At 72.6% G+C, this 6,130-nt stretch carries 2 protein-coding genes; both read left to right on the top strand.

The window, feature by feature from the left end; translation table 11 throughout:
* Positions 1-4,179, top strand: a 4,179-nt coding sequence (locus AB0G02_RS26100) for an amino acid adenylation domain-containing protein (RefSeq protein WP_360798383.1), incomplete at its 5' end; no start/stop codon positions are given.
* Positions 4,176-6,130: type I polyketide synthase (locus AB0G02_RS26095; RefSeq protein WP_360798380.1), on the top strand; the 1,955-nt coding region annotated here is incomplete at its 3' end. The genes AB0G02_RS26100 and AB0G02_RS26095, both read left to right, overlap by 4 nt.

Here is a 6,130-nt window from a genome sequence, read left to right as displayed (position 1 = left end):
CGCGAGGAGGCGTTCGCGCCCTGCTACGGGCTGGCCGAAGCCACCCTCCTGGTGTCGGGTGTCCGCCGCGCGCAACGGCCGCGCACCATCACCTTGCCCGCCACCGGCGACCGCCCGGCGACCACGACCGTCTCCTGTGGACGCATCGCGCCGGAACGGGTCGTCGTCGTCAAGGACGGCGCGCCGGTGCCGGACGGGACCGAGGGGGAGATCTGGGTCCGCGGTCCCTCGGTCGCCGAAGGCTACTGGGGCAACGCCGACGCCACCGAGCGCACCTTCGGGCAGCGCTTGGTCGACCTCGGCGACGGATTCCTGCGCACCGGTGACCTCGGCATGATCGCCGACGGCGAGCTCGCGGTCACCGGCAGGCTGAAGGACCTCATGATCGTGCGCGGTCGCAACCACCACCCCGCCGACCTCGAAGCCACGGTCCGAGCGGTCGACGCCCGGCTCCGCCCGCGCAGCACGGCGGTGTTCGCGGTCGCGGAGGACGTCATCGTCGTGCAGGCGACGGCACCGGGCCTGCGCGACGAACACGGACGGCTGGTCGAGGCCATCCGGGCGGCGGTGGCCGAGACGCACGGCCTGCGCGTGGCCGACGTGGTGCTGGTCCGTCCCGGTGGCATCCCCACGACCTCCAGCGGCAAGGTCCGCCGCGCCGCGTGCCGGTCGGCCTACCTCGCCGGACGGCTGCCCGTGGTGGCCGCGGCGGACACCCCGGCCTCACCGGTCACCGGCACCAGGGCGGCCGAGGTCGTGGCCGAGGTCCTCGGCGTCGGTCCGACAACCGTCGACGTCGACCGGCCGCTCTCGGCGATGGGTGTGGACTCCCTGCGCGCCATGCAGTTGCAGCAGGCGTTCGCGGACGCGTTCGGGGTCGTGCCGGACATCCGGGCCATCCTGGGGGGCGCCACGGTCCGGGAACTCGCCGCCACGACGATGGCGGACGTGCCACCGCGGGTCGCCGGAGCGGACCACGAGCACGAGCTCACCTGGGGGCAACAGGGGCTGTGGCTGCTCAGCAGGCTGAACGAGGGTGGCGCCCGCGCCTACCGCGTCACCAAGGCGGTGCGGTTGCCGGAGGACGTGGACCTCGCACGCCTCGGCGAGGCGATCCGGCAACTGGTCACGAGGCACGCCCAACTGCGCAGCCGCTTCTCCGAGGTGGCCGGCTCGGTGACCCGCGGGGTGTGGGAACCGCAGGACCAGCCGTGGTTCCACGTTCGCGACGTAGGGACGGACGCGTGGGAGGCGGCGGTCGAGCAGGAGGCGGCGACCCCGCTGGACCTGGTCGACGGCCCGCACTTCCGCGCCGTGGCGCTGCGCGCCGAGGACCGGTCGCCGGTGCTGGTGGTCTCGGTGTCGCACCTCGTCGTCGACATGTGGTCGTTCGGCGTGCTGGTCGCCGAGCTCGGTCGGTGCTACGACGAGGCCATGCCGCCGAGCGGCGAAGTGCCGTCGTTCGGCACCGTCGTGGCTGCTGAACAGGCGTGGCTCGCTTCCCCGGACAGCAGCGCCCTCGCCGGCGAGTGGGCACTCGAACTGCTGGAGGCCCCACCGCTGGCACTGCCTTACGACCGGCAACACCGCGGCGCCACGACGTTCGCGGGCGACGCGCTCGTGCTGACCTTCCCCGGGGAGGTGCTGCGTTCCCTGCGGGCGGTGAGCGCCGAGTCCGGGTGCACTCCGTTCGCCGTGCTGCTCGCCGTGGTGCACACGTGGTTGGCGCGGTTGACCGGCCAGTCCGAAGTGGTCGTCGGGGTGCCGATGGCGCTGCGCGGGCAACCGGGCCTGGAACTCCTCGTCGGCTACCTGGTGAACACGGTGCCGATCCACCTCGACGATCCCGGTCCGGCATCGCTGCGCGAGCACGCGGTCACCGCCCGGCAGGCACTGCTGACCGGACTGGCCAGGGCACGGCTGCCGATCGCGACCCTCACCAGGGAGGTCACCCGCCGGGTGGGCTCCGCTGCCGCCCCGCTGTTCCGGGCGACCTGCTCGTTCTACGACGACGAGTTACCCGGCACCGGCGGGTTGGCGGGGCTGGCGCTCGACGTGCCGGGCGCCGTGGCCCGCGCCGGTTCCCTGGAACTGCGGTCGGTGCCGCTGCCCACCCGGTCGGCGCTGGCCGACCTCGATGCGGAGTTCGGGGTCGTAGGCGACGAACTGGTGCTGCGCCTGACCTACAGCACCGAGGTGTTCGACCGGGAGACGGCGCACGCGCTGGCCGGGAGGCTCCGGTCGACGGTCGCGACGGCACTCGGCGAACCGGACCTCCCGCTGCGGGCGCTGCCACTTCCCCGAGACCTGACCTCGGTCGTCGTGCCGGATCCGTTCGAGGTGCCGGACACGACCCTCGGCGCGCTGTTCTACCGGCAGGCGCGGCAGGACCCGGCCGCGATCGCGCTGGTGCAGGCGGACCGCGAGTGGACCTACGGGCAGCTGCTCGCGCTCGCCGGTCACTGGGGTGAGCGCATCGACGACGGGACCGACGCCACGACCGTCGGGCTGGTCGCCGACCGGTCGCCGGAGTTCGTCGTCGCGATGCTTTCGATCCTGTTCTCCGGGCGCGCCTTCCTGCCGCTGGCTCCGGACCTGCCGCAGGCCCGGCTCGCCTCCATGGCCGCCGACGCCGGTGTGGACCTCGTGGTGACGACCGACGAGCACCTCGACGTGGCACGGTCGATCGTGTCGCGAGAGCCGGTCGTGGTGTCCATGGCGACGACGGACGGCATCGGGCACCCGAGGCCCGCGTCGTCCGCCGACCTCGCCTACGTCGTGCACACCTCCGGCACGACCGGCAAGCCGAAGGCCGTCGGCATCACCCACGCCAACGTCCTGCCCCTGCTGCTGTGGGAACGCGAGGAGTTCGGCGCTGGCCCGGGGATGCGACTCGGTCAGACGCTGGCGCTGTCGTTCGACTACGGGTTGCAGGAGGTGTTCACCACCGTCCTGCTCGGCGGCACCCTCTGCCTGCCGCTGCCGCACGAGCGGTACTACGCGCCGGACTACGCGCGTTTCCTCGCCAGGGACAGAATCGGAACTCTGTTCCTGACCCCGACGTTCGCCCACGAGCTGGTCGCGGCCGGGGTGGCCATGCCCCACGTCGACCTGATCCAGGTCGCCGGCGAGGTCCTCACCGGCGACCTGGTGGCCCGGCTGCGCGAACTCGCCGCGCCGGGCTGCCGCATCTACAACGGGTACGGACCGACCGAGACGAGCATCAACTGCGCGGTGCACCTGGTGCCACCGGGGGCGGGGGCGCCGGACGTGGTCCCGGTCGGGTCGCCGAGCGGTCTGTCCGCGCTCTACGTGCTCGACCACGAGGGCCACGCGGTCGGCGAGCGGATTCCCGGCGAGGTGTTCGTCGGCGGCCCCGGCGTCGCAGCCGGGTACCTCGGCGATACCGGCGGTGGCAGCCGTTTCCTCGACGACCCCTTCCAGCCGGGCGGCCGGATGTACCGCACCGGGGACCGCGGTCGCTGGGTCGACGGGCACCTGGTCGTCACCGGTCGGATGGACCAGCAGGCGAAGGTACGCGGCTACCGGGTCGAACCGGGCGAGGTCGAGTCCGTGCGGCGGGAGCACCCCGGGGTGCGGCAGTGCGCGGTGGTGGTGGACCCGCGATCGCGCTCGCCGCGACTGCTCGCGTTCGTCACCGGCGACGACCTCGACCCGACCGCGGTGCAGGAGTTCGCGGCGCTGCACCTGCCGCACTACGCGGTTCCCTCCCGGATCACCGTGCTCGCGGCGCTGCCGCGCACCAGCCACGGGAAGCTGGCCGTGCGCGCTCTGCTCGCACTCGCCGAGCCCACCGCGCCGACGGCCGCGCGCAGGACCGACAGCCCGTCCCTGCCGGTCGTGATCGAAGTCTGGAGGGACGCCCTCGGACTGTCCGAAGTGGACCCGGATGCCAACTTCTTCGGACTGGGCGGTCATTCGCTGATGATCGGCCAGGTCGCCGCGCGATTGCGCGAGCGGACGTCCGTCGACCTTCCGGTGGCGGCGCTGTTCCGGTACGTCACCGCCAGATCGCTCGCACAGCACCTCGACGACGCGCGGACCACACCCGGCGTCGAGCCGACCCGAACCCGAGCGCTCGGCGCCAGACGCCGGGTGCGCGGGCGACAGCACGCGCCCGTCACCGACCTCGGAGCCGACCGCAGGAGAGACCAGTGACCGCACACGAAACGACGGTGCCCGCCGACATCGCCGTGATCGGGATCGCCTGCCGCCTGCCGGGCGCCTCCGATCCGGGCCAGTACTGGCGCAACCTGCGCGAGGGCGTGGAGTCGATCCGGTTCCACTCCGAGGAGGACCTGCGCGAACTGGGCATCCCGGAGCACCTTCTGGCCAACCCGCGCTACGTCCGGGCCTCGGCGCCGCTGGCCGACGGCGAGGGTTTCGACGCCGCCTTCTTCGGTTACAGCGCAAGGGAAGCGGAGGTGATGGACCCGCAGCACCGCCACTTCCTGGAGGTCTCGCACGCCGCGCTCGAAGACGCAGGCTACGACCCCTGGCGCTACTCGGGCATGATTGGGGTGTACGCGGGCTGCACCATGAACACCTACCTGCCGATGAACATCATGCAGAACTCGGGCGTGGTCGACGTCGTCGGCGACCTCCAGGTGATGATCGGCAACGACAAGGAGTACCTGACCACCAGGGTCTCCTACAAGCTCGACCTGCGCGGCCCGAGCGTGTCGGTGCAGACCGCGTGCTCCTCCTCGCTGACTGCGATCCACGCCGCCACGCAGGCGATCCTCAGCGGTGAGTGCGACATGGCGCTGGCCGGTGGCTCGTCGCTGCGGATGCCGCACCGCGGCGGCTACCTGCACCAGCCCGGCGGCACGTCCTCGCCGGACGGGCACTGCCGCGCGTTCGACGCCGACTCCGGCGGCAGCGTGGTGGGCAACGGCGCGGGTGTCGTGGTGCTCAAGCACCTCGACGACGCGCTGCGCGATGGCGACCACGTGTACGCGGTGATCAAGGGCACCGCGATCAACAACGACGGCGCGTCGAAGGCCAGCTTCACCGCCCCCAGCGTCGAAGGGCAGGCCAGGGCGACCGCGAGCGCGCTGCTGGCCGCCGACGTCGACGCCGGGGACATCGGCTTCGTCGAGGCCCACGGCACCGGCACCCCGCTCGGCGACCCCATCGAGGTGGCCGCGCTCACCGCCGCCTACCGCGAGTCTACCGACCTCACGCAGTACTGCGCGCTCGGCTCGGTGAAGACCAACATCGGCCACCTGGACGCCGCGGCCGGTGTCGCCGGCTTCCTCAAGGTCGTCCTCGCGCTGCAACACCGGATGATCCCGCCGACGCTGCACTTCCGTTCCCCCAACCCGGAGCTGCGCCTGGAGCAGTCACCGTTCTTCGTCAACAACGAGCTGATCCACTGGGAGTCCGACGGACCGCGCCGCGCCGCGGTCAATTCCATCGGCATGGGAGGTTCCAACGCGCACGTCGTCGTGGAGGAGGCGCCCGCGATCGCGCCGAGCGACCCGGCGGAGCCGGTCCAGCTGTTGGTGCTCTCGGCGAACAGCACGACCGCGCTGGACACCGCGTCCGCCAACCTGGGGCGCTGGCTGCGCGACAACCCCGGCGCGAACCTCGCCGACGTCGCGTACACGTTGCAGGTCGGGCGCAAACCCCTGCGGCACCGCCTGGCCGTCGCGGTGAAGGACCACCAGGACGCCGGCTACGCGCTGGAGACCAGCGGCTCGTCCCGGGTCGCGACCGGGCTGTGCGACCCGCCCGCCCGCGGTGTCGCGCTGCTGTTCCCCGGGCAGGGCGCGCAGTACTCCGGGATGGCCCGGCCGCTGCTCGACGCGTTCCCGGTGTTCGCCAAGGCGTTCGACGAGTGCCTCGACCTGTTCGACGAACACCTCGACGTGGACCTGCGCGGGGTGCTCGGGCAACCGAAGCGGACCGCGGAGGGCGACGAGGTCCTGCGCCGGACCGAGGCGACCCAGCCCGCCCTGTTCGTCATGGAGTACGCGCTGGCCGCCCTGCTCGCGGAACTGGGCGTGCGGCCGGTGGCGATGCTCGGCCACAGCATCGGCGAGTACGTCGCCGCCACGCTCGCCGGGGTCATGTCGCTGCCGGACGTGGTCCGGCTGGTCGCCGC

Source organism: Actinosynnema sp. NPDC023658 (assembly GCF_040639995.1).
Lineage (GTDB): Bacteria > Actinomycetota > Actinomycetes > Mycobacteriales > Pseudonocardiaceae > Actinosynnema.
The sequence above is the reverse complement of the archived record's forward strand: the minus strand, read 5'-3'. Positions and strand labels throughout refer to the sequence as shown.